This is a genomic window from Pseudomonas sp. FSO-7, assembly GCF_059579345.1.
The window spans coordinates 1337262-1358943 of sequence record NZ_CM184193.1 but is presented as its reverse complement, the minus strand read 5'-3'; the positions used below and the strand labels follow the sequence as shown (position 1 = coordinate 1358943).

Sequence of the window (21682 nt, the reverse complement as noted above, 5' to 3'; positions counted from 1 at the left end):
TGCCCACCACCGCCCCCCCTGTGGGAGCGAGCTTGCTCGCGATGACGGCGGCACATTCAACATCACCGGCCCAGGCAGACCGCTATCGCGAGCAGGCTCGCTCCCACAGTTTTTGATCCCAGTGCCCACAGCATTTGTGCCCACCACCGCCCCCCTGTAGGAGCGAGCCTGCTCGCGATGACGGCGGCACACTCAACATCACCGGCTCAGGCAGACCGCTATCGCGAGCAGGCTCGCTCCCACAGGGCTCGCCTGGTATCGGTATCGTATCGCCCACAAAAAAGCCCCCGCCGCCACAAGGCAACGAGGGCTTTTTGTTTCCTGGGGCTACATCTCGACCTGCGTCCCCAGTTCAATCACCCGGTTCAACGGCAGATTGAAGAAACGAAGGTTGCCGTTGGCATTTTTCAGCATGAAGGCGAACAGTATCTCGCGCCAGCGGGCCATGCCCTCAAGTTTGGAGGCGATGACAGTCTCGCGACTGAGGAAGTAGGTGGTGCGCATCGGGCTGAAATCCAGGTCATCCAGATGGCAGAGCTTGAGTGCCTGCGGGACATCAGGCTCGTCGGTGAAGCCGAAGTGCAGGATCACCCGGAAGAACCCTTCTCCATAGGCATCGACCTCGAAGCGCCGCTGCGGCGGTACCCGGGGAATGTCTTCGTACACCACTGTCAGCAGCACCACTTGCTCATGCAGCACCTGGTTGTGCAATAGATTGTGCAACAGCGCGTGAGGCACCGCGTCCGAACGCGCCGTCAGGAACACGGCGGTGCCTTGGACACGGTGCGGCGGCTGCACGCGGATGCTGCTGATGAAGATCGGCAGCGGCAACGCCCCTTCGTCCAAGCGTTCCACCAGCAATTGCTTGCCGCGCTTCCACGTGGTCATCAGCACGAACAAGGCAATACCGGCGATGACCGGGAACGCACCGCCCTGGATGATCTTCGGCACGTTGGCGGCGAAATACAGCCCGTCCACCAAAAGGAAACCGAGGAGCAACGGAACAGCCAGCAACGGCGGCCACTTCCACAACAGCAGTATCACGGCGGACACCAGGATCGTGGTCATCAGCATCGTACCGGTCACGGCCACGCCGTAGGCCGAAGCCAGCGCGCCGGAAGATTCGAAACCCAGCACCAGCAGTACCACGCCGACCATCAGCGACCAATTTACCGCGCCGATGTAGATCTGACCCTGCTCGGCGCTGGAGGTGTGCTGGATGTACATACGCGGGATGTAACCGAGCTGGATCGCCTGGCGCGTCAGAGAGAACGCGCCGGAAATCACCGCTTGCGAGGCGATCACCGTGGCCAGGGTCGACAGGCCCACCAACGGCAGCAGCGCCCAGCTCGGCGCCAGCAGATAAAACGGGTTGCGCGCCGCTTCCGGATCGCCCAGCAACAACGCGCCCTGGCCGAAATAGTTGAGCATCAGACCTGGCAGCACCAGGATGAACCAGGCGCGGGCAATCGGTTTGCGACCGAAATGGCCCATGTCCGCGTACAGCGCTTCAGCGCCGGTCAACGCCAGCACCACCGCGCCGAGGATCGCCACGCCCATGCCCGGGTGGACAACAAAGAAACGCACGGCCCAGGCCGGGTTCACCGCCTGCAATACTTCCGGGTGTTGCAGGATGCCGTACACACCCAGGGCGCCGAGCACCAGGAACCAGGTCACCATGATCGGGCCAAACAGGATGCCAATCCGTGCCGTGCCGTGGCGCTGGATCAGGAACAGTCCCACCAGCACCACCAGCGACAAGGGCACCACCCAGTGGTCGATGCCTTCGAACGCCAGGCCAAGACCTTCAATCGCCGAGAGTACGGAGATCGCCGGCGTGATCATGCTGTCGCCGTAAAACAGCGCCGCGCCGATCAAGCCGCAGATCACCAGGAATGTCCGCAGTCGCGCCCTTCCCGCCGCCGCTCGCCGCGCCAGGGCGGTGAGCGCCATGATCCCACCCTCGCCCTGGTTGTCGGCGCGCAGCACGAACATCATGTACTTGATCGACACGACCCAGATCAACGACCAGAAAATCAGCGACAGAATCCCCAGCACCCCATCGTGATTGACAGGCACGCCATAGGCACCGGAAAACACTTCCTTGAGGGTGTACAACGGGCTCGTACCGATGTCGCCATAAACCACTCCGACCGCCGCGACCAGCATGCTCAGCGGCTTCGCTGCCGAATGCTCGGCACCTGCCACCTGACTACTTGCATGACCCATCCAACACTCCCGATTCCCAGACCTGTCTTCTTGAACGAAACACGATGCTTTGCTGAGGCAGCATGCGCTGTTTTACGTATTGTTACAGACGTTTTGTTGACTGTAGCAATCGCCAGAGCGCAAAAGCGCGAAGCATAGCGCAGCACTCGTCGCATTTCCCGGTATAAAGCTGGTCAAGTGCGTCGACCCTGGATAGAATTGCGCACTTTTTGATCAGAGGCGCGCCAGGCGCCCTGTCTCGGCAAGAGACGATCTCCCTACACCGAGGTTAGACATGTCCACCACTACCGCGCCCGCCAATCCGAAGGTTGGCTTCGTATCCCTGGGTTGCCCGAAGGCTCTGGTCGACTCCGAGCGCATCCTGACCCAGCTGCGCATGGAAGGCTATGACGTCGTGTCCACGTATCAGGACGCCGACGTGGTCGTGGTCAACACCTGTGGCTTCATCGATTCGGCCAAGGCCGAGTCCCTGGAAGTGATCGGCGAAGCCATCAAGGAAAACGGCAAGGTCATCGTCACCGGCTGCATGGGCGTGGAAGAAGGCAACATCCGCAACGTGCACCCAAGCGTGTTGTCCGTGACCGGCCCGCAACAGTACGAACAAGTGGTCAACGCCGTGCATGAGGTGGTGCCACCACGCCAGGACCACAACCCGCTGATCGACCTGGTGCCGCCACAAGGCATCAAGCTGACCCCGCGCCACTACGCCTACCTGAAGATTTCCGAAGGCTGCAACCACAGTTGCAGCTTCTGCATCATCCCGTCGATGCGCGGCAAGCTGGTGAGCCGTCCGGTGGGCGATGTGCTCGACGAGGCCCAGCGCCTGGTCAAGGCCGGCGTCAAGGAGCTGCTGGTGATCTCCCAGGACACCAGCGCCTACGGCGTGGACGTGAAATACCGCACCGGCTTCTGGAACGGCGCGCCGGTGAAAACCCGCATGACCGAACTGTGCGAAGCCCTCAGCACCCTGGGCGTCTGGGTCCGTCTGCATTACGTTTACCCGTATCCGCATGTCGACGAACTGATCCCGCTGATGGCGGCCGGCAAGATCCTGCCGTACCTGGACATCCCGTTCCAGCATGCCAGCCCGAAAGTCCTCAAGGCCATGAAGCGCCCGGCCTTCGAAGACAAGACCCTGGCCCGCATCAAGAACTGGCGCGAAATCTGCCCGGACCTGATCATCCGCTCGACCTTCATCGTCGGCTTCCCCGGCGAAACCGAAGAAGACTTCCAGTACCTCTTGAACTGGCTGACCGAAGCCCAGCTCGACCGGGTTGGCTGCTTCCAGTATTCCCCCGTCGAAGGCGCACCGGCCAACGACCTGGACCTGGACGTGGTGCCGGACGACGTCAAGCAGGACCGCTGGGAGCGCTTCATGGCGCACCAGCAGGCCATCAGCTCGGCGCGCCTGCAAATGCGCATCGGCCGTGAAATCGAAGTGCTGGTGGATGAAGTGGACGAGCAAGGTGCCGTGGGCCGTTGCTTCTTCGACGCGCCGGAAATCGACGGCAACGTCTTCATCGACAACGGCAGCAACCTCAAGCCAGGCGACAAGGTCTGGTGCAAGGTGACCGACGCCGATGAGTACGATTTGTGGGCTGAGCAGATCGGTTGATTCGCTCAAAGCGGGGCCGCTGTTGTGGCGAGGGAGCTTGCTCCCGCTGGGCTACGAAGTAGCCCCATCTTTGCGATTGCTACGCAATCGAGCGGGAGCAAGCTCCCTCGCCACAGGTTGTTTGCAAGCCTCTCACCCGCCGGCACCCAAAAAATCCAGAAGCCCCGCTCTTGTAACGAGATGCGGGGCTTTTTTACGGCTATCGTATGGAGAAACCCAGCACATCCAGCACAAGGAACAGGCGGACATGCGCCAGCATTCGGTCATCCATACACCGAAACCGAGCGATTACCAGGAACTGACCCAGGTTTGGGAGGCGTCGGTGCGGGCCACCCATGAGTTTCTGCCAGACAGCTACATCGAACTGCTGAAAAACCTGGTGCTCACCCGCTACCTGGATGCGGTGATGCTCATTTGCACCCGGGACGCGCGCCAGCGGATCACCGGTTTCGCCGGTGTCGCGGCCGGCAAGGTGGAGATGCTCTTCATCGACCCGCAGCACCGTGGCCAGGGCCTGGGCAAGCTGTTGCTGCGCTACGCCATGGAACACCTGAACGCCGATCAACTGGACGTCAACGAACAGAACCCGCAAGCCTTGGGCTTTTACCTCAAGCAAGGCTTTGAAGTGGTCGGGCGCTCGGCAAAAGATGGCATGAACCAGCCCTACCCACTGCTGCACATGCGCTACAAGCAGCCTGACCTGAAGGCCGGACGCGGCTAAAAGCTGCATGAGGCAAATGGACCCGCGATTAACCGGCCCCAGGCAGGTACAATGCCCACCCTCTTTTTGTTACGGCCCCCGTCATGACTGACCCGATTCGTCTCTCCAAACGCCTCATCGAACTCGTCGGCTGTTCCCGTCGGGAGGCTGAGCTGTTCATCGAGGGCGGCTGGGTCACCGTGGATGGCGAAGTGATCGATGAGCCGCAGTTCAAGGTAACCACCCAGAAAGTCGAACTCGACCCCGAGGCCAAGGCCACTGCGCCGGAGCCGGTGACGCTGCTGATGAACGTCCCGGCGGGCATGGACGTAGACACCGCGATGGCCTCCCTTGGACCGCAGACCCTGAGCGAAGAACATCGCTTCGGCAAGCGGCCGCTCAAGGGCCATTTCCTGCGCCTGACCGCCAGTGCCGACCTGCAAGCCAACGCCAGCGGGCTGCTGGTGTTCACCCAGGACTGGAAGATCTTGCGCAAGCTCACCGCCGACGCCGCCAAGATCGAGCAGGAATACGTGGTGGAAGTCGAAGGTGAAATGGTCGCCCATGGCCTCAATCGCCTGAACCATGGCTTGACCTACAAGGGCAAGGAGCTGCCGGCGGTCAAAGCCAGCTGGCAGAACGAGAACCGCCTGCGCTTTGCCATGAAAAACCCCCAGCCCGGCGTGATCGCGCTGTTTTGCCAGGCGGTCGGGCTCAAGGTCGTCGCCATTCGCCGCATCCGCATCGGTGGCGTGTCCATCGGCAAGGTGCCGCTGGGCCAGTGGCGCTACCTGTCCGCCAAAGAGAAATTCTAATTTTCCCGGCGCCGCACCGAACGCAGGCGCCCACTGCCGATTGATCAGGACTGCACACATGATTCACAACGACGTACTGCGCAGCGTGCGCTACATGCTCGACATCAGCGACAAGAAAGTCATCGAGATCATCAAGCTGGGCGGCCTGGACGTCTCCCTGGCGGACCTGGCGGGCTACCTCAAGAAAGACGAGGAAGAAGGCTTCGTGTTCTGCCCTGACGAGGTCATGGCGCATTTTCTCGATGGCCTGGTGATCTTCAAACGTGGCAAGGACGAAAACCGTCCGCCACAGCCGATCGAAGTACCGGTGACCAACAACATCATCCTCAAGAAACTGCGGGTGGCCTTCGAGCTGAAGGAAGACGACATGCACGCCATCCTCAAGGCCGCCGAGTTCCCGGTGTCCAAGCCGGAACTGAGCGCGCTGTTCCGCAAGTTCGGCCACACCAACTACCGCCCGTGTGGCGACCAATTGCTGCGCAACTTCCTCAAGGGCCTGACGCTGCGCGTTCGCGGCTGATGCCAAGGGGCTGCTGATTCCTAAGCACTGCTGATGTTTGCAGAGCTTTTGTGGCGAGGGAGCTTGCTCCCGCTGGGTTGCGAAGCAGCCCCCTGCTTTTGTCTGACACACCGCCAGGGGACGCTGCGCGTCCAGCGGGAGCAAGCTCCCTCGCCACAAAAGCGCCCTTGCCACAGAGAACAGTGCCCAACGGGTCCCTCGCGCTATGATGCCCTTTCTACCTCGCCTCGATCCCAACCCATGACCTACACCGTCTCCCCCATCGGCTTCGTCCGCTCCTGCTTCAAGGAGAAGTTCGCCATTCCCCGCCAACCGCAACTGGCCCCGGCCGCACGCGGCGTGCTGGAGTTGGTGGCGCCGTTCGACCAGGGCGAGGCGGTGCAAGGGCTGGAGCAGGTCAGCCATGTCTGGCTGCTGTTTCTGTTCCACCAGGCCCTGGAAGACAAGCCACGGTTGAAGGTTCGTCCACCGCGCCTGGGCGGCAACAAGTCCATGGGCGTGTTCGCCACCCGCGCCACCCACCGCCCCAACGGCATTGGCCAGTCGGTCGTGAAGCTGGAACGGGTCGAAGCCGGGCGCCTGTGGCTCTCGGGTATCGATTTGCTGGACGGCACGCCGGTGCTCGACATCAAGCCCTACGTGCCCTACGCCGACATCATCGGTTCAGCGTCCAACAGCATCGCCAGCGCCGCGCCTGAGTTGATTACAGTGCAATGGGCGGACACCGCCCTGCTTCAAGCACACGAGCATGCCACGCGCCTGGAAGAACCGTTGGTGGAGCTGATTGAACAATGCCTGGCCCAAGACCCACGCCCGGCGTACCAGGTTCCTACCGCCGAACGGGAGTATGGCGCGCAGTTCTGGGACTTGGACGTTCGCTGGCATTACCCGCAGCCAGGGTTGATCCGAGTGCTGGAAGTGATTCCGGCGAAGTCGTAACCGCCAGAAATGAAAAAGCCCGCGCTACCTTCTTCAGGTAGCGCGGGCTTTTTAGGGTCTGGCAGCTGGACCGAGTCGCTGCCATCGCGAGCGAGCTCGCTCCCACAGGTGGTTCGTGTTGTTCACGCGTTTGGATTCACCACAAATCCCCTTGTGGGAGCGAGCCTGCTCGCGACAGCGATCTATCAGCCGCCACAAATGCAGGCTTACTTCTCTACAAACGCCCGCTCGATCAGGTAATCACCCGGCTCGCGCATACGCGGCGAAACGGTCAGGCCGAAGCTGTTGAGCACTTCACTGGTCTCGTCGAGCATGCTTGGGCTGCCGCACAGCATGGCGCGGTCGTCCTGTGGGTTGATCGGTGGCAGGCCGATGTCGCGGAACAGCTTGCCACTGCGCATCAGGTCGGTCAGGCGGCCTTCGTTCTCGAACGGCTCGCGCGTCACGGTCGGGTAGTAGATCAGCTTGTCGCGCAGGGCTTCGCCGAAGAACTCGTTCTGCGGCAAGTGCTCGGTGATGAACTCGCGGTAAGCGACTTCATTGACGTAACGCACGCCGTGGCACAGGATCACTTTTTCGAAACGCTCATAGGTTTCCGGATCCTGGATGACGCTCATGAACGGCGCCAGGCCGGTGCCGGTGCTGAGCAGGTACAAATGCTTGCCAGGCTTGAGATCGTCCAGCACCAGAGTGCCGGTGGGTTTCTTGCTGATGATGATCTCGTCGCCTTCCTTCAGATGCTGCAACTGGGAAGTCAGCGGACCATCGGGCACCTTGATGCTGAAGAATTCGAGATGCTCTTCCCAGTTCGGGCTGGCAATCGAGTAAGCGCGCATAAGCGGGCGGCCGTTGGGCTGTTGCAGGCCGATCATCACGAACTGACCGTTCTCGAAGCGCAGGCCCGGATCGCGGGTGCACTTGAAGCTGAACAGAGTGTCGTTCCAGTGATGAACACTGAGGACACGCTCGTGGTTCATGTTGCTCATGTACGGGGACTCCTGGGAATGATGCCTGCGCCGATAATCTGCGCAATTGCATCGCATTCTAATGGCGGCGACAATATCTGTTAAATGGATTATTAAGATAAGGGTTATCGGTTATATCGATATGCGATTTACTCTACGTCAACTTCAAGTCTTCGTCGCCGTCGCCCAGCAAGAAAGCGTGTCTCGCGCTGCGGGCCAACTCAATCTGTCGCAGTCGGCGGCCAGTACCTCCATCACCGAACTGGAGCGGCAATCGAGCTGCCAGCTGTTCGACCGCGCCGGCAAACGCCTGAGCCTCAATGCCCTGGGTAAACAGTTGCTGCCCCAGGCAGTGGCGCTGCTGGACCAGGCCAAGGAGATCGAAGACCTGCTCAATGGCAAGTCCGGTTTCGGTTCACTGGCGGTCGGGGCGACTCTGACCATCGGCAATTACCTGGCGACCTTGTTGATCGGCGGGTTCATGCAGCGCCATCCGGAAAGCCAGGTGAAGCTGCACGTGCAGAACACTGCCAATATCGTGCACCAGGTTGCCCACTATGAAATTGATCTGGGTCTAATCGAAGGCGACTGCAGCCATCCGGACATCGAAGTGCAAAGCTGGGTCGAGGACGAACTGGTGGTGTTCTGTGCCCCTCAACACCCGCTGGCCAAGCGCGGCCAGGCGACCATGGAGGAGTTGACCCATGAAGCCTGGATTCTGCGGGAGCAGGGATCGGGCACGCGACTGACCTTCGACCAGGCCATGCGTCACCACCGCAGCGCGTTGAATATTCGCCTGGAGCTGGAACACACCGAAGCGATCAAGCGCGCCGTGGAATCCGGCCTGGGCATTGGCTGCATCTCACGCCTGGCCCTGCGCGACGCCTTCCGCCGCGGCAGCCTCGTCGCGGTGGAAACCCCGGACATGGACCTGGCGCGGCAGTTCTATTTCATCTGGCATAAGCAGAAGTACCAGACCTCCGCCATGCGCGAATTCCTCGAATTGTGCCGAGCATTCACCGCCGGGGCCCAGCGCAGCGACGAAATCGTGCTGCCGACCATTGCCTGAGCCGTTACAGCAGGATCAGCCCCCACACCAACGCGATCATCGTCAGGGCGACGAACTGGGCGGCGCTGCCCATGTCCTTGGCGTTTTTCGACAACGGATGCAGCTCCAGGGAGATGCGGTCGATGGCCGCCTCCACCGCCGAGTTGAGCAATTCCACGATCAACGCCAGCAGACACACGGCGATCAGCAGCGCCTGCTCGACACGGCTGACGTTCAGGAAGAAGGACAACGGAATCAGCACAACGTTGAGCAACACCAACTGACGGAAAGCCGCTTCGCCGACAAAAGCCGCGCGCAGCCCGTCCAAGGAATAGCCGGAGGCGTTGAGGATGCGTTTCAGGCCGGTCTGGCCTTTAAAAGGTGACATAGAGTGAGCAACTGATCGAAAAGGAGTGGAGAAACTAATTCAAACCCGGTCAAAAAAGCGTGAAGCAGCGCATTAAGCCTGCGGCGAAATTGACTCAAGTTGTTGCAACAGCAAGGCCGCCTGGGTCCGGGTGCGTACGTTCAGTTTACGGAAGATCGCCGTGACGTGGGCCTTGATAGTGGCCTCCGACACGTTCAGCTCATAGGCAATCTGCTTGTTCAGCAGGCCTTCGCAGACCATGGTCAACACCCGAAACTGCTGCGGCGTGAGGCTGGCCAGGCCCGCGCTGGCGGCCTTGGCTTCTTCGGACACGCTCACCGCTTCAAACGCCTGGGGCGGCCAGCAGACATCGCCGTCCAGGACCGCCTTCACGGCCTTTTGAATCATCTCAAGGGAACTGGACTTGGGGATGAACCCACTGGCGCCGAACTCCCGGGCCTTGACCATCACCGAGGCTTCTTCCTGGGCCGAGACCATGACCACGGGGATCTGCGGGTATTGGCCGCGCAACAGCACCAGCCCTGAAAAACCATAGGCACCGGGCATGTTCAGATCCAGCAGCACCAGGTCCCAATCGGCCTTCGCCGTCAGTTGGACCTCCAGTTCCGCGATACTGGCCACCTCCGTCAACCGGACATCCGGGCCAAGGCCCAGGGTCACTGCCTGATGCAACGCGCTGCGAAAGAGCGGGTGGTCATCGGCAATCAGGATTTCGTATGTGGCCATTTTTCAAATGATCCTGTTTTTAATGGCAGGCCCGATGCATTCGTGCCTCGCCAAGACAACTCAAGACACCACCCGGCAGCGGCATCCACAGGGGCACGTGCAACGCCAAAGATGGCGTTTCAAACATGGGCGGCGCCCTGATCGGCGCCAAGCATGCCCAGCGAAGCCGGGGTGGTCAAGCAGCACGGCTGCCCCTGAGTCCAGTATGGGCCACTATTGGGCCAATACTGTGTGCGGCGTACGAATGAAGGGTTGCAACTCGGCATGGGCCGGGGTCGACACATTCACCTCCTGCTGGCCCTTGGCACCCAGGTAATGTTGGCTGAATACATCGAAATAGGCATCCAGGGCCGACGCGGCGTCGCTGTCCCCTGCCAACTCCAGGCACAACGCCGCCACTTCTGCCGTGCACAGGTGCTCGCTGCGGGTCGAACGACGCAAACGGTAGCGCGACAGTTTGTCGGGCAACAGGCTCAGGATCGGCAGCCGGTCGAAATACGGACTTTTACGGAAAATCTTCCGCGCCTCCGTCCAGGTCGCGTCCAGCAGAATGAACAGCGGGCGCCTGGACTGATCGAGGTCCACCGTGTGAGTAACCCGCGATGGTTCGACATATTCGCCCGGAAACACCAGGTACGGCTGCCATTGCGGATCGTTCAGCAACGCCAGCAGTTGCTCATCGACCTCGGTGCGCGACCAGATGAACGCATGGTTGTCGCGCACCACATCGGCAATCAGCCAACCGGTGTTGCTCGGCTTGAACACTTCCTTGTTGGTCATGATCAGGCAAACCCCGGAACGGGTTTCGACGCTTGGTCGCCAGGCGCACAGGCAATGGCTCTCGATCACCCGGCAGGCGCTGCAACGAGGCGCGCGCCAACCACGGGCCTGAATCGGCTTGATCCCTTCATCGATACGCTGGTCGCGCAGGCGGGCTACAGCATTAGGGGCGCGATTCATCGTGGGCGACGCCGGCAGACAGGAAAACTCGACACGAACAACACTCGGCAGGGCAATAAAGGCCGGCAGTCTACCAGAGCGCACGAGCCTGTACCGTCCACTCGGGCTCCCCTATAATCCCCGGCCACTGAACGCACAGTCATGTGATCGGTCGAACCACCAGTCACTGAACCAGGAGAGTTTCATGCTGCGCCTTATCGTCCCTACCGTTGCCGTTCTGCTGGCGACGTCCTTCAGCGCTCAGGCTGCCTCGCTGAAAGAACTCGAACTGAACAAGATGCTGCAGAACGTTGCCAAGGAAAGTAGCGTCGGTACGCCGCGGGCGATCAACGAAGACATTCTCGACCAGGGTTATACCGTCGAAGGCACCGAGCTGATCAACCACCTCAGCGTGCAAAGCAGCCATGCCCAGAAAATGCGCGCAGACCCCAAGGCCGTGTATTTCCAGTTGGGCTCCACGGTGTGCACCAATCCGGGCTTTCGCAAGTTGATGGCCAAGGGCGCGACGATGCGCTACGAATTCACCGAGGTTAAGACCAACCGCCCGGTCGCGACCGAACGCTTCCAGGAATCGGATTGCCCGAAACCGGCCAAGACGAAGAAGTAATCAACCCGAGCTTGCGCGCCGCTGTTCATCGTCGGCGCGCAATTCCGCTACCAGCGCCTGCAGGTAGCGCGAGCGCCATGCCCGCCCGCCCAGTCGACGACAGCATTCTTCCTCAAGACTCACCCGATTGGCCTTTGCCGATTCCAACAGCATCAAGTGCAACTGCCTGTCGAGTTCCAGCGTCACCCTGGCCATCTCTCCCGCCTCCATGCCCGATCCGCTTCAATCCATCACGTGGCACCCAGCCCTGGGCGTCAAATTGCATTGGCACGCTTGTTATCAGTAAATCAGAGCGGCACACACCCGGCCGGCAATCTGACGAGCGGCGCGCTAGTGCGGTGCGCTTTTATCCAGCGGTTGCCAACGGTCACTTTTGAGCGCCATGATCAAGACAGCAAAGATCGGCTAGATTCAGAAGTATTCTGAGTATTTGCATCGGGCAGAAAGAGGCTGCCCGGCCAACACCTTGACGTGCTTGTTTTTATCAAAGGGAAAAACAGAACCCGCTGGATGGCTTGGTCGACCTGCCGCAGACCGCATCAAGCCAGGTCAACCTCCAGGCCGCTGCCTGGGCTGACGACGACACACGAGGTGTCGTGGCTCTGATGAATCTCTCATCCGGGCCTGGGTCCTGTTAAGAAGGAGAAGTTGAATGCCTTATAAACCGAATGACCTGCTCAGTCGTCATTTTGAGAACCACGGCCACGACCTCACCCGCAAGGTCGAAGAACAACTCAACCTGGTGTCTCCCAACAGCCCCAACCTCCCCATTTACCGTGACATGATCCTGACCGTGCTGCGCATGGCCCAGGAAGATCACAATCGCTGGAATGCCAAGATCACGCTACAGGCCCTGAGGGAATTGGAGCACGCCTTCCGCACGCTCGAACAATTCAAGGGCCGGCGCAAGGTCACGGTCTTCGGCTCGGCCCGAACGCCTATCGAACACCCGCTGTACGGCATGGCTCGTGAGCTGGGCGCTGCGCTGGCGCGTTCGGACATGATGGTCATCACCGGTGCCGGCGGTGGCATCATGGCCGCTGCCCATGAAGGCGCGGGTCGTGACCATAGCCTGGGATTCAATATCACCCTGCCTTTCGAACAGCACGCAAACCCGACCGTTGAAGGCACATCGAACCTGCTGCCGTTCCACTTCTTCTTCACCCGCAAGCTGTTTTTCGTCAAGGAGGCCGATGCGCTGGTGCTCTGTCCCGGTGGTTTCGGCACGCTTGATGAGGCGCTGGAAGTCCTGACGCTGGTACAGACCGGGAAAAGCCCACTGGTACCGGTAGTCCTGCTGGATGTTCCCGGGGGCAAGTTCTGGCAAAGCGCGCTGGACTTTATCCGCGAGCAGTTGGAAGAAAATCGCTACATCCTGCCCACTGACATGAAGCTCATGCGCCTGGTGTACAACGCCGAAGAGGCCGTGGAAGAGATCAATCAGTTCTACCGCAACTTCCACTCCAGTCGCTGGCTCAAGCATCAGTTCGTGATCCGCATGAATCACAAGCTAAGCGAGCAGGCCTTGCAGCAGATGCAGGTAGATTTTGCCGACCTGTGCCTGAACGATTGTTTTCATCAACATGACTACGGCGGCGAAGAGCACGACGAGGCCCGGTTCAGTCACCTGACACGCCTGACGTTTACCTTCAACGCCCGCAATCATGGTCGCTTGAGAGAATTGGTGGACTACATCAACCTGCCGGAAAACTGGGCCCAACCCGCCCAAAAGCCCCATCCCCTTACCTGGGAGCCGATCAAAGTAACCTGAGCCCATAAAAAACGGCCCGCTATCGAAATAGCGGGCCGTTTTTGTTCAATCATCCATACCGCGACCGCTGAACAAGCGATTGATCATTTCCATGGAGTAACCTCGGTACGCCAGGAAACGCCCTTGCTTGGCTCGCTCTCGTGCATCGATGGGCAAATGCCCTGAGAACTTGCGGCGCCAAGTGTCCGTCAGTTGCTCCTGCCAATCGATACCGCTTTCGCGCAAGGCGAGTTCGATATCCGGGCGTTGCAAGCCGCGCTGACCCAGCTCCTCACGAATGCGCAAAGGACCATAGCCGGAGCGGGCGCGATAAGCGACGAAACTTTCCAGGTAACGGGATTCCGACAGCAGGCCCTCTTCAGTCAAACGGTCGAGGGCCGTGGCGATCAACTCATCGGGCGCGCCGCGCTGACGCAGTTTACGCGTCAGCTCGACTCGACCGTGCTCGCGCCTGGCGAGCAGGTCCATCGCGGTTCGCCGCACCGCGACGAGGGTATCGAGTACGGCGGTCATCGGATCAATCAGATGTCAGCGTCAGCCAGGTCGTCAACGGGCTCGCGATTAGCCACGGACTTGACGTCTGCAACCGGGCTCAACAGTTTGTCACGCAGTTGCTTCTCGAGAGCAGCGGCAACTTCCGGGTTATCCGCCAGGAACTTGGCCGAGTTGGCCTTGCCCTGACCGATCTTGGTGCCGTTGTAGGCATACCAGGCGCCCGACTTCTCGACGAAACCGTGCAACACACCCAGGTCGATCATCTCGCCATTGAGGTAGATGCCCTTGCCGTAAAGAATCTGGAATTCGGCCTGACGGAACGGCGAAGCCACCTTGTTCTTCACGACCTTGACGCGGGTTTCGCTGCCGACCACTTCATCACCTTCTTTCACCGCGCCAGTACGGCGGATGTCGAGGCGAACCGAGGCGTAGAACTTCAGTGCGTTACCGCCCGTGGTGGTTTCCGGGCTGCCGAACATCACGCCGATCTTCATACGGATCTGGTTGATGAAGATCACCAGGCAGTTGGCATTCTTGATGTTACCGGTGATCTTGCGCAGGGCCTGGGACATCAGGCGAGCCTGGAGGCCCACGTGCATGTCGCCCATTTCACCTTCGATTTCAGCCTTTGGCACCAATGCCGCCACAGAGTCGACGATGATCACGTCAACCGCGTTGGAACGCACCAGCATGTCGGTGATTTCCAGGGCCTGCTCGCCGGTGTCCGGCTGGGAAACCAGCAGGTCGTCGACGTTGACACCCAGCTTGCCGGCGTATTCCGGGTCCAGGGCGTGTTCGGCGTCGACGAAGGCGCAGGTCGCGCCGGCTTTCTGGGCCTGGGCGATCACGGACAGGGTCAGTGTGGTTTTACCGGAAGACTCAGGACCGTAGATTTCAACGATTCGGCCTTTTGGCAGACCGCCGATGCCGAGCGCAATGTCCAGGCCCAGGGAGCCGGTGGAGATGGAAGGAATAGCCTGACGGTCCTGATCGCCCATACGCATTACGGCACCCTTGCCGAATTGACGTTCGATCTGACCCAAGGCCGCAGCCAAGGCTTTCTTCTTGTTGTCGTCCATTAAAGTCCTCACGTAATCAATAAGGCCTGACGGCCAACACCTGTATAAGTAGCCAGTATTATTCCACAGCGATTCAGGATCGCCTACCCCTGATTTGAGATTTCTACAGCGGCATGTTGCAGCAGCCCCTCTAGCGCGGCCTTCACCGTTTGTCGGCGGACCTCGTCGCGGTTGCCTGCAAAGAAGCGCTGCTCGCTGATCATCGTCTCGCCAACAGCCCAGGCCAGCCACACGGTGCCCACCGGTTTGCTCGGCGAGCCCCCGTCCGGCCCGGCCACCCCGCTGACCGCCACGGCAAAACGCGCCAGGCTTTTGCGCTGGGCCCCTTGCGCCATGGCTTCGACCACCTCGCGGCTGACTGCCCCGACCTTCTCGAACAACTCGGCCGGTACCTCCAGTTGCTGGTTCTTCTGACGATTGGAATAAGTGACGTAACCGGCCTCGAACCAGGCCGAACTCCCGGGAATCCGGGTAATCGCCTCGGCAATCCCCCCGCCCGTACAAGACTCGGCCGTGGTGACATGGGCATTAAGCCGTTGCAGGCACCTGCCCAGTTCAGCGGCCAGTTCGGTAATGTCGTCCACGGTGCTCTCCTGATTCCACGCGATTGAGGCCTACCGTACACGAGCAGTCGGCGCTTGCAAGGCTCACCGGATTACCGACCCAGAGCCCTGACGTAGGCCTGGCAAGCCTGCAAGGCGATCAATCCGCGGTCGCCTTCGTCGGTGATGGCGATAATTCGTTGAGCATGCGCCGGGTCAAGTCGGGCGCGTGGGGCGCCATGATCCAGGCCGCCGGTGCCGGTGGCGGCAGGCACTGCACAACCGGCGGCAACATCGTCGGCGTCGAGGAGGACTGACAACCGGACATCGGCAGTAGCAAGGCGATCGCGTAAGCGATCCTGGTCACGTTGGGCATCGCTCAAGGCTCGGTAATGGGTTTGTTCGCTGGCGGCGAGTTGCTGTTCGAGGGCGAGGCGTTTGTCTGTTTCTTTTTGCTGCGACGCTGCGGTGGCAACAGCCACCTGCCTCAAGGTTTCGACCTGCGACCGAGCCTGCTCGGCCAATGCCTTGCCGTAGCGCCAGTCCTGAATTTTCCACGTCACGCTGGTCATCAACAGCACAAGCGCGAAGGCGGTGACAGGCAAGAATCTCAGCAGCGCCGGGCTCATCCCAACACCCGCAGGGCCCGCCCATATAACGCCCAGCGGTCCGCGGAGCCGTTCTGGCCGCCATTGATCCGCTGGGTGATCATGTCGAAATCGCCGGAATCGGCGAGGGGATTAAGCCCGCGTGAAGTCCAGAACCATGCAGCCGAATGCGCGGCCCACTGTGGCTGCTCCAACAGTGCAGGCTCTGCGACCAGATCCAGCCCCAGGGCCTCACCGCACGCCCGGTAGTTCGCCCGACCGGTAATCTGGATCAGCCCGCGCCCCCGGAATTTTTGACCGTCACCGTCCACTTCGGGGGTATTGCCCAGGCGCAAAGCCCGCCGACCGGTGTCATACTTTGACAAATAAGCATCATTGCCCAACTCCCGCAGGTAACGCAGTTGGCCGGACTCATGGCCAACCTGGGCAATGAACGCGGCGACACGCTTGGGGCCAATGATCTGGTAACGGCCCATGGCGGTGTTCAGGACAGGTGCAAAAACGCCGGCATTGGCGCCGGCGTTCGGAAGGATGCGCAGCAGTTGGGCTTGCGTAAGGGGCATGGCGTCTCCTCAATGCGATGAAGGACATCGTCATTCATTTGAATAATGGAATGGGAACACAAATGGACACGACAGAATGTTTGGAAAAATCGCTCGTCACAGAAACAGCTGTACCTTTTAAACAGGCCAGTTTCAGTGAGTGCAGGAACATAAAAAGCGGTCCGGTCTTTATCATTGCCTCAGGCAGCTCGGCAAAAGATTTCCCGTTGCATGAGTTTCCAACCGTGCCGATGATTACCATGAACGGCGCTATATCCATGTTCAGCCAGGGCGATACAAAACCCTTCTTCTATCTCTGCTCGGATAACGACTTCCCGCTGCAGCAGCCGGATCTCTTCGCAACCGCGATGCGAATCAGCGAAAACGTTGCCTTGTGGGAAAACCAGTTTGACGTCGTCCAAGCCAAGCCCAGCGGGCAAGCCTTCGGTTTGAAAAAGGCGCCCAGGGCATCGATCTTTACGTCGTTATTCAACCCGCAGAAATCGCTTGTCAGGCACAGGTCTCTCTTGAGCAAGCGAAGCAAAGACATCGGTTTCAGCAAAGACATGTCCCTTGGCTGCTTCGATGCCCGAACGGTCATGTACCTGGCCCTGCAGGCCGCCTACCACCTGGGTTTCAACAAGGTTTTCCTGGTAGGCGCCGACTTGCATCAGGCGGCTGGCCGATTCTATGAAACGCCCGAAAGCAAGCGCTCGCCTTGCGGACTGGACCAGCACTACGACACCCGGATCCTGCCTTCCTTGAAACTGATGTCCAAGCATGTCGTTGACGATGATTTCCAGGTTTATAACTTGTCCGCCAGCTCCAGGGTTCCAGCACATATCATTAAAAAGATCAGCCTTGATGAGGTGCGGCGGATGCTCAATAGCTGAAAACAGCACGTTCTTTCCCCGATCACAGGCCATCGACGCCCAGGCAAAGGCGATATAAAACCTCGCCTGTGGCAGACACTATGGGAAACCGGGGAGTTCTAATGGGCGGCGGTGGATGTTTAAGCAGCAGACACCGGCATGACCGGCCAGTTGATATGGGTTGGAAAACCGACCTGATGTTGGATGCGATTCAATTCGACGCTGTAGAGCTTCCACTCCATCAACGCCAGTTGTTCCTGGTCTTCATGGAGGTGCTCCAGTATCTGAAGGTGCGAGCAAACCCTGTGGGAGCGAGCTTGCTCGCGATAGCGATGTGTCAGCCAGTGCAGATGTTGAATGTCAGGGCGCTATCGCGAGCAAGCTCGCTCCCACATGGATCAGGCCTTGGCATCCAGGCAGGTCGCATGAATCAAGCAGCGATAGCTTTTTTCCCGGTCGCCACTGGCCGTGACCTTGTCAATCGACCAGCGACCGCGCATGAAGTCCGGCCAGGTGGGATCCAGCAGTACGATGCCCTCGGCGGACAGCCCCGGGTTGCCAGGGCACTCGATGGTCACCTTGAGTGCTTCGCGCTCCATCCGGCGCACCTCTCCTTCACCGGCGGCGCGGGCGTCGTCCGCGCTCTGGAAGCGCTGACGCAGGGTCTTGAACGGCGCGATACCGCTCTCCTCGACCTGCAGCTTGCCAGCTGCGGCATCCCACCACCGGGTCTTGCAGCCCTGGTACTTGGCCCGGGCGGTTTCATCGAACTTGGCCGAAATGAAGGCGTGGTCGCCCGGGCGATTATTCGTCGTCACCGACAGTCTCATCTCGGGCAGGACCTTGCCCGACAGCGACTTCGCCTGGCCGCGCCGGGCCAGCACATACAGCTCGTTGACCGGCTTGGCGACGGCGTCATAACGGTGAGCCAGCCGCGTGAGGAATCCCATGTCGGTTTCGTTGGTCTGGTCGATGTGCTCGATTTTGATCAGCGACAGGTCCGGCGCCACCCGGGGGGAAAATCCGTGCCGGGAGGTCAGCTGACGAAACAGCGCTCCCAGGGTCGTCGGGCCATGGCTGACGGATCGGCGTTGCTTGAACCCGGTCTGGTCCGCGGCACTGAACGGCGCTGCCATGGCCACCAGCACGAGTTGCAGGGGAAACAGGAACGGCGTGCGCCGGGTGATGACGAACTCGCCTTTGTCTACCAGACCCGACTCCAGATAACCGACCCGCAGGCCAATCTTTCCGCCCAGGCTGGGCAACCCTTCCAGACCGTCCAGACTAATGGTGAGCGTCAGTTGATCGGACTCGATACCCGCCGCATCGACATGCACCCACTTGAGCAATCGTTCGTTGAGCAGCGCGGCGTTCGCGCCATAAATTTCCACCGCTGGCGTGAAACCCAATGACATGTCGCCTCCTTAATCCCAGGCCGAAACCGGTGGGGTTGCCACGGGCTTGAGGTCCACTTCCGGCAAGACCACCCATACGCCCGCCGGCAATACCGGGCCCCATTCAGCCAACCCCGGATTGAGCCGCCAGAGCGCTTCCTCGACGATGTCGTCACAACGCTCCAGCTCGCGGTACAGCAACAGATTCACCGAATCACCGGCGATACTTCGAACCCTACGCATTGGCGAACTCCATCAACTCAACCACCCAGCCGACCACCATCGCCGTGCCGTCATCAATGATTTCGGTCTGGGTTTCCGTGACCTTGTTGATCTGCCACAGGCCCCAGTTGCGGCCGATGCCATCGACCAACGGCAGTGGGACACGCTGCGCCTGCAAGGCGCGCAACTCATCGAGGCGATCCATGGCGGTCGCGTACATCGATTTGCCCGTGATCGTCAGCCCTTGCAGGCCCTGGCCTATCTGGCTGGACTTGGGTTTGCTGGTGAGAATGTCGATGTTTTTCCAGCCACCGTCCGACGTATGCACCAGTTGGTGGTACGCAAAATTTCTCGACAGGCCAAAGATAAAACTGCCGAGGGCCATTTGTTGACGCATCACGTACCTCCGTCGGTCAGGGCCGCATCACTGCGCATGGCCAGTGAGTTGGGCATGGTCGTTAAGCCGAATTGGCCCGAGAGCTGTTGCACCACCAGGTTGGCCAACTGACTGGCACTGGCCTGGTCCTGGCCGTTGATGTAGATGTTCGCGGTCATGGTGTTCTGCTGTGTGGTTGCCTGGGTGCTGGTCAGGTCTTTGCTGACCTGGTCTGGAGCGGCGAGTCTGTCGGCGGGGGCAACGAGTTTTTCACCCAGAGACGCGCCGGCATCGCTCCCCAACCAGCCGCCCAGCAGTCCGCCAATCACACCACCAATGGCCGTGCCGATCACCGGAACGACACTCCCCAAAGCGGCACCGGCCGCAGACCCCGCAGCAGCGCCTGCCCAGCCACCACCTGCGGCTCCCAGGCCTGCGCCCATCATTCGTTTGTCGCCGGTCAGCACACCCTCGGCCACATCAGCGACGGCGCCGACTACTTTTAATGGGCCGGGCGCCCTGCGAGTCATAGAGCGTAACGAGGCGGTTGGCCCGAGTGACAAGCGCCCTGCGCCGCCCAGTGAGCCTCGTGTACTGACGCGTATTTTCGGCCTGGATTCGGGACGCTGGTTGGCATTGCTTGTATCCAGCTTGTTCACACGAGAATTTCTGAAATCCTCGGAGATCACCTCACCCAATCGGCCGGGAAGGCGCGGAGCCGCCCTCCCCAACACCTGCTTGGCCACCTGACTGGATATCTCATCCCCTACAGCTTTGAGCAGCACACCCACCAGCGGTTTGATCGCCGCGCCCAGCAGCACAACGGCCGCGGCGGCTTTAGGAGAGGACTCCGCCAACTCACTCATGCCATCGACCAGCGAACCCAGCCACTGGAACGAGGTATCCGCCGAAGGCATCAAGGCATTGCCCGTGGCCACCGACAAACGCTCGCTGCGGGCGTTGAGGATGTTCAGCTGGCCTTGCTGGGTTTTCGACAGCGCCAACGCGTCCTGCCGCACCGAGCCGTCGTTGCCCAATTGTGAAGTGGCGTACTGGCTTGGGTCTTTCACCTGCAAGAAGGCGGCGTTCACATCGGGCAGTTTCTGCGCCATGCGCAGCACCGCCTCATCGCCATTGCCAAATAGCGTGGCGGCAAGGGCCGAGCGCTTGTCGGCCGGTTGCGCGTTCAAGGCCGCCAGCACCGTCATCACCGTGCCAGACGCCGTGTCCTTATCACGCAAGCCGCCCGCCACCGCCGTGGGCGCCAGGCCAAGCTGTTTCCAGGCCGTTTGCTCGGTGGCGGAGGCCTGGTCACCCTTGCCCAGGGCCGTCGTGAAACTATCCAGCGCCACGCCGGCTTCAGCTTGTTTGGTACCGGTATTAAGCAATGCCGCTGTCAGCGCGGCGGCTTGTGCAGGGACCAGGCCTGCCGTCGTCGCCGCCGCACCGTCACTCTGCAAGACCGCACCGATCTCAGCCGCTTTCGCACCATTGGGTAATTTGCCCAACTGGTTGGTGGCATCCGCCAAGTCAAAGGCTTGGGTGCCGCTGAGCTTCATGGAGATGCGCCAGTCGGCCAGCATTTCGGCGGCCTTCATGGCCGGCATTTCGAACGCCGCCGCGGTGACGCCAGCATCCGAGGCGAAATTCGACAGGATCAACTGTCGCTCCGAGGCATCGTGCGCATCGCTACCGATGCCTTTCCTGGCCGCCAGGCTTTGCATCTTCACCACGTCAACCGCCGTGGTGCCCCCGGCCGCCACCAACGGAGCGGCGGCGATCTGCTGGGTTGACTCAGCCACCTGTTGAATCTGGCGCGGCCCAAATTGGGTGGCCTTTTTCAGATCGGCCATGGCCGAATCCATCGCTATCGCGGGTTTGAGCAGCGCCGGTGGTTCGATACCGCCACCCGGCTTACCCTTGGGCTCACTGGCCGACTCACCCTTGGCGTCGGTGCCCATCGTTTGGGAGAACAAGCGTTGCGCCGACAGCTTCACGGTCAACGACTCGATCGCCGTGGTCAGCAGCCCGAGCTTGAGCCCAAGTTTTTCCAGCGCCAGATCGAGGCTCGCCAGTCGATCTCTGGCGAACGCGTCTTGCGCTGACACACCACTGGTGAGGCTGGTATCACCGAACGCCAACCCACGCTCATCGAAGGCTGCGTATTTGAGCGAATATCTATCGTCCGCCATCCCGCTCTACTCCTGTTTCACGCCAAGGCGAGTGATCGCGATGTCGTAGCGGCGCAAGGCCTTGCCGGCGTCCCACT

At 60.5% G+C, this 21682-nt stretch carries 24 protein-coding genes and 1 pseudogene; 9 read left to right on the top strand and 16 right to left on the bottom strand.

Features of this window, described 5'->3' with window-relative positions; all coding sequences use genetic code 11:
• Positions 1-327: 327 nt before the first annotated feature.
• On the bottom strand, positions 328-2169 hold the full coding sequence (locus AC515T_RS05860; RefSeq protein WP_496533080.1) for a potassium transporter Kup: 1842 nt from the start codon (positions 2167-2169) through the stop codon (positions 328-330).
• Positions 2170-2503: 334 nt separating this feature from the next.
• Here AC515T_RS05860 and rimO point away from each other — a divergent pair, with 334 nt between their 5' ends.
• From rimO to tsaA, 5 genes are all read left to right on the top strand, one after another.
• Positions 2504-3844 (top strand): 30S ribosomal protein S12 methylthiotransferase RimO, encoded by a 1341-nt coding sequence (gene rimO / locus AC515T_RS05855; protein WP_496531760.1) that lies wholly within the window; start codon positions 2504-2506, stop codon positions 3842-3844.
• A gap of 247 nt (positions 3845-4091) precedes the next feature.
• Positions 4092-4565 (top strand): GNAT family N-acetyltransferase, encoded by a 474-nt coding sequence (locus AC515T_RS05850; protein ID WP_122565408.1) that lies wholly within the window; start codon positions 4092-4094, stop codon positions 4563-4565.
• A gap of 83 nt (positions 4566-4648) precedes the next feature.
• Positions 4649-5359: an rRNA pseudouridine synthase gene (locus tag AC515T_RS05845; RefSeq protein WP_496531759.1), complete on the top strand. Its 711-nt coding sequence runs from the start codon at positions 4649-4651 to the stop codon at positions 5357-5359.
• A 58-nt stretch (positions 5360-5417) separates the two neighbouring features.
• Positions 5418-5879, top strand: a complete 462-nt coding sequence (locus AC515T_RS05840; RefSeq protein WP_496531758.1) for a YehS family protein — start codon at positions 5418-5420, stop codon at positions 5877-5879.
• A gap of 240 nt (positions 5880-6119) precedes the next feature.
• Positions 6120-6818, top strand: coding sequence for a tRNA (N6-threonylcarbamoyladenosine(37)-N6)-methyltransferase TrmO (tsaA, locus tag AC515T_RS05835; RefSeq protein WP_496531757.1), 699 nt, complete (start codon positions 6120-6122; stop codon positions 6816-6818).
• Between the two features lie 206 nt (positions 6819-7024).
• Here the strand turns inward: tsaA and fpr are convergent, their stop codons facing one another.
• The gene (gene fpr, locus AC515T_RS05830) at positions 7025-7804 is read right to left on the bottom strand and encodes a ferredoxin-NADP reductase (RefSeq protein WP_003184787.1); all 780 of its coding nucleotides are present in this window, start codon (positions 7802-7804) and stop codon (positions 7025-7027) included.
• A 121-nt stretch (positions 7805-7925) separates the two neighbouring features.
• Between fpr and AC515T_RS05825 the strand changes: the two genes are divergently transcribed.
• A complete protein-coding gene (locus AC515T_RS05825; protein WP_063322709.1) occupies positions 7926-8852 on the top strand; it encodes a LysR family transcriptional regulator in 927 nt (308 codons plus the stop codon).
• 4 nt (positions 8853-8856) lie between these two features.
• Here AC515T_RS05825 and AC515T_RS05820 read toward each other — a convergent pair whose 3' ends face one another.
• The 3 genes from AC515T_RS05820 to AC515T_RS05810 all read right to left on the bottom strand — a co-directional run bounded on the left by AC515T_RS05820 (position 8857) and on the right by AC515T_RS05810 (position 10905).
• Entirely contained in the window at positions 8857-9219 is a 363-nt protein-coding gene (locus AC515T_RS05820) for a diacylglycerol kinase (protein ID WP_053118952.1), read from the bottom strand.
• A gap of 72 nt (positions 9220-9291) precedes the next feature.
• Complete coding sequence (erdR, locus tag AC515T_RS05815; protein WP_496531756.1) at positions 9292-9945, bottom strand: response regulator transcription factor ErdR; 654 nt, start codon at positions 9943-9945, stop codon at positions 9292-9294.
• Positions 9946-10158: 213 nt separating this feature from the next.
• Positions 10159-10905, bottom strand: a complete 747-nt coding sequence (locus AC515T_RS05810; RefSeq protein ID WP_496531755.1) for a tRNA-uridine aminocarboxypropyltransferase — start codon at positions 10903-10905, stop codon at positions 10159-10161.
• A gap of 184 nt (positions 10906-11089) precedes the next feature.
• Here AC515T_RS05810 and AC515T_RS05805 point away from each other — a divergent pair, with 184 nt between their 5' ends.
• Positions 11090-11512, top strand: coding sequence for a quorum-sensing-regulated virulence factor family protein (locus AC515T_RS05805; RefSeq protein WP_003198359.1), 423 nt, complete (start codon positions 11090-11092; stop codon positions 11510-11512).
• Here AC515T_RS05805 and AC515T_RS05800 read toward each other — a convergent pair whose 3' ends face one another.
• On the bottom strand, positions 11513-11707 hold the full coding sequence (locus tag AC515T_RS05800) for a hypothetical protein (protein WP_053118945.1): 195 nt from the start codon (positions 11705-11707) through the stop codon (positions 11513-11515). It lies immediately after the preceding gene.
• A gap of 457 nt (positions 11708-12164) precedes the next feature.
• Here AC515T_RS05800 and AC515T_RS05795 point away from each other — a divergent pair, with 457 nt between their 5' ends.
• Positions 12165-13283, top strand: coding sequence for an LOG family protein (locus AC515T_RS05795; RefSeq protein WP_496531754.1), 1119 nt, complete (start codon positions 12165-12167; stop codon positions 13281-13283).
• Positions 13284-13328: 45 nt separating this feature from the next.
• On the opposite strand, the gene recX is transcribed toward AC515T_RS05795, so the two are convergent.
• From recX to AC515T_RS05770, 5 genes are all read right to left on the bottom strand, one after another.
• The gene (gene recX, locus AC515T_RS05790; RefSeq protein ID WP_496531753.1) at positions 13329-13796 is read right to left on the bottom strand and encodes a recombination regulator RecX; all 468 of its coding nucleotides are present in this window, start codon (positions 13794-13796) and stop codon (positions 13329-13331) included.
• 8 nt (positions 13797-13804) lie between these two features.
• On the bottom strand, positions 13805-14857 hold the full coding sequence (gene recA / locus AC515T_RS05785) for a recombinase RecA (RefSeq protein WP_014336835.1): 1053 nt from the start codon (positions 14855-14857) through the stop codon (positions 13805-13807).
• Positions 14858-14940: 83 nt separating this feature from the next.
• A complete protein-coding gene (locus AC515T_RS05780; RefSeq protein WP_496531752.1) occupies positions 14941-15441 on the bottom strand; it encodes a CinA family protein in 501 nt (166 codons plus the stop codon).
• Between the two features lie 71 nt (positions 15442-15512).
• Positions 15513-15971, bottom strand: coding sequence for a lysis system i-spanin subunit Rz (locus AC515T_RS05775; RefSeq protein ID WP_496533079.1), 459 nt, complete (start codon positions 15969-15971; stop codon positions 15513-15515).
• A 53-nt stretch (positions 15972-16024) separates the two neighbouring features.
• Positions 16025-16570 (bottom strand): glycoside hydrolase family 19 protein, encoded by a 546-nt coding sequence (locus AC515T_RS05770; protein WP_496531751.1) that lies wholly within the window; start codon positions 16568-16570, stop codon positions 16025-16027.
• Positions 16571-16632: 62 nt separating this feature from the next.
• On the opposite strand from AC515T_RS05770, the gene AC515T_RS05765 reads away from it, so the two are divergent.
• The gene (locus AC515T_RS05765; protein ID WP_496533078.1) at positions 16633-17442 is read left to right on the top strand and encodes a WaaZ-like lipopolysaccharide core biosynthesis protein; all 810 of its coding nucleotides are present in this window, start codon (positions 16633-16635) and stop codon (positions 17440-17442) included.
• A 119-nt stretch (positions 17443-17561) separates the two neighbouring features.
• Here AC515T_RS05765 and AC515T_RS05760 read toward each other — a convergent pair.
• From AC515T_RS05760 to AC515T_RS05740, 5 genes and pseudogenes are all read right to left on the bottom strand, one after another.
• Positions 17562-17678: pseudogene (locus tag AC515T_RS05760) on the bottom strand (tail fiber assembly protein); the annotation flags it as partial.
• A gap of 141 nt (positions 17679-17819) precedes the next feature.
• Positions 17820-18836 carry a phage late control D family protein gene (locus AC515T_RS05755; protein ID WP_496531750.1) on the bottom strand — a complete coding sequence of 339 codons (1017 nt, stop codon included), beginning with the start codon at positions 18834-18836 and terminating at the stop codon, positions 17820-17822.
• Positions 18837-18845: 9 nt separating this feature from the next.
• Positions 18846-19058 (bottom strand): tail protein X, encoded by a 213-nt coding sequence (locus AC515T_RS05750; RefSeq protein ID WP_063322730.1) that lies wholly within the window; start codon positions 19056-19058, stop codon positions 18846-18848.
• On the bottom strand, positions 19051-19434 hold the full coding sequence (locus AC515T_RS05745; RefSeq protein ID WP_496531749.1) for a phage tail protein: 384 nt from the start codon (positions 19432-19434) through the stop codon (positions 19051-19053). The genes AC515T_RS05750 and AC515T_RS05745 overlap by 8 nt, the downstream gene beginning before the upstream one ends.
• On the bottom strand, positions 19434-21605 hold the full coding sequence (locus tag AC515T_RS05740; protein WP_496531748.1) for a phage tail tape measure protein: 2172 nt from the start codon (positions 21603-21605) through the stop codon (positions 19434-19436). Before AC515T_RS05740 ends, AC515T_RS05745 begins: the two co-directional genes overlap by 1 nt.
• Between the last annotated feature and the right edge of the window lie 77 nt (positions 21606-21682).